The sequence below is a fragment of the Pyrobaculum sp. genome (assembly GCF_049971835.1).
In the GTDB taxonomy this organism is placed as follows: Archaea; Thermoproteota; Thermoprotei; order Thermoproteales; family Thermoproteaceae; genus Pyrobaculum.
This window is the reverse complement of record NZ_JBMFKV010000311.1, coordinates 1-1,830: the sequence shown is the minus strand read 5'-3', so window position 1 is coordinate 1,830 and position 1,830 is coordinate 1. Positions and strand designations below refer to the sequence as shown.

2 protein-coding genes and 1 pseudogene are annotated in these 1,830 nt (G+C 53.3%); all 3 read left to right on the top strand.

The annotated features are described in order from the left end of the window. Positions 1–200, top strand: a pseudogene (locus ACP5J3_RS14070) (hypothetical protein); the annotation flags it as partial. Positions 201–443: 243 nt separating this feature from the next. After that, positions 444–1,424 (top strand): isocitrate/isopropylmalate dehydrogenase family protein, encoded by a 981-nt coding sequence (locus ACP5J3_RS14065; protein ID WP_428496254.1) that lies wholly within the window; start codon positions 444–446, stop codon positions 1,422–1,424. A 161-nt stretch (positions 1,425–1,585) separates the two neighbouring features. Further along, positions 1,586–1,830: Glu/Leu/Phe/Val dehydrogenase dimerization domain-containing protein (locus ACP5J3_RS14060; RefSeq protein ID WP_428496253.1), on the top strand; the 245-nt coding region annotated here is incomplete at its 3' end.

Here is a 1,830-nt window from a genome sequence, read left to right as displayed (position 1 = left end):
AGGAGAGGGGAGAGAGGATAATCGCCGCCCTGGCTGACAAGCCGAGGCGTCTGCAGACTCCGCCCGGCGCCTCGATAGCACAAAACCCAGCAGTGGGCGGCGGGCGCGGAGACCGCCGCGTAGCTCCCCAAACCGCGCGTCCTCCGCCGGGCCGACAGCCAAAACCTCCTCCGCGTTGTAGATGGCGGCGTGCTCTTTAAGACAGGCGTGTAGAAGTTGGGAAACGTGTTGAACTATATGGTTTTAAAACAGCGCCTCTATACACCACGCCGAATTTTGAAATCCCCCTAGAGATGTGTAGCACCAGCTGTGGAGGCGTCGAGGCGCTGGGCGGTAAGTGAAGACGACGTGTCGGAATCTGCACTATGTACGTCTTAGGAATAAGTTCGTGATGAGGCTGGGTTTCGAGATAAATAGATATAACCGGGGAGTTTCAGCAACTCATGCCGTATAGACTGCTGGTAATCCCCGGCGACGGCATCGGGCCGGAGGTGGTGGAGGCGGCTATGCATGTAATAAAGGCGGCGGCGTCTAAATACGGCGTTGAGTTTGAGATAAAGATGGGAGAGGCTGGCGACGTTGCTTTGAGGAAATACGGCGCCGCCATGCCGCAGGATGTTTTGAAACTCGCCGACGCCGCCGACGTCATTTTCAAAGGCCCAATCGGCGAATCTGCCTACGACGTGACTTCGCTGATTAGGATGCGGTACACCTTGTATGCAAATATCAGGCCGGTGAAGAACCTTCCCGGCGTGCCCGCGGTCAAGGATATAGACTGCGTGTTCGTCAGGGAGAACGTAGAGGACGTGTATGTAGGCGCCGAGTATAAAGTGGGGAGCGTCGCCATTGCGCTTAAGGTCATTACCGAACAGGGGACGAGGCGCGTGGCGAGGGTGGCGAGGCGCTACGCAGAGGCGCGGCGGCGGAAGGTGACTGTCGTCCACAAGGCCAACGTGTTGAGGATCACGGACGGCTTTTTTAGAGACGTGGCGCTGGAGGAGCTAAAGGGGCTTGAAATCGATCAGATGTACGTCGACGCGGCGGCTATGGAGCTTGTGAGAAACCCCATGAGGTTCGACGTGGTTTTGACGACCAACCAGTACGGCGACATATTAACCGACCTCGCGGCGCAGGTAGCCGGGGGTATAGGCCTAGCGCCGAGCGGCAACATCGGGGAGCACAAGGCCATGTTTGAGCCTGTGCACGGAGCGGCCTTCGACATCGCTGGCAGGGGGGTGGCCAACCCCATCGCCACAATACTCTCGGCCGCCTTAATGTTTGAATGGCTTGGGAGGAGAGACGCCGCCGAGGCCATAAGAAGAGCTGTTGAGAAAAGTTTAGAGGCTGGTATAAAAACTCCAGATATTGGTGGCAGAAGTTCAACAATAGAAGTAGGGAAATATATCGCATCAATTATACAGTAGCAAGAAGATATTACTGAACAACTTCCCTACACGTCCTGGAATCTTCAGAAATTTTCCACCTCGTCGCCGTGACGACCTTATATTTATAACAATGCACAGTGTAAATATGATATATACTTAATTCCTTAGAATATTTATTAACGCATCTAATCCGCCTATGTATGGCGGAAAACGGCAAGTTCCTTAGCTACGTGCTTCAAAACCTGAAGAGAGGGGTTGAGCTCGGCGGCTTTCCAGAGGACTTCTATAAAATAATATCCAAGCCGAAGAGAATATTCCAAGTTTCTATACCTGTGAAGATGGATAACGGCAGGTACGAGGTGTTTGATGGTTATCGTGTTCAGCATTGTGACGCTCTTGGTCCTTTTAAGGGTGGTGTTCGTTTTCATCCTGAGGTTACTCTTGC

Excerpts from the sequence above, each read along its gene's own strand:
- ACP5J3_RS14065 (WP_428496254.1), top strand. The coding sequence starts at position 444 with ATGCCGTATAGACTGCTGGTAATCCCCGGCGACGGCATCGGGCCGGAG.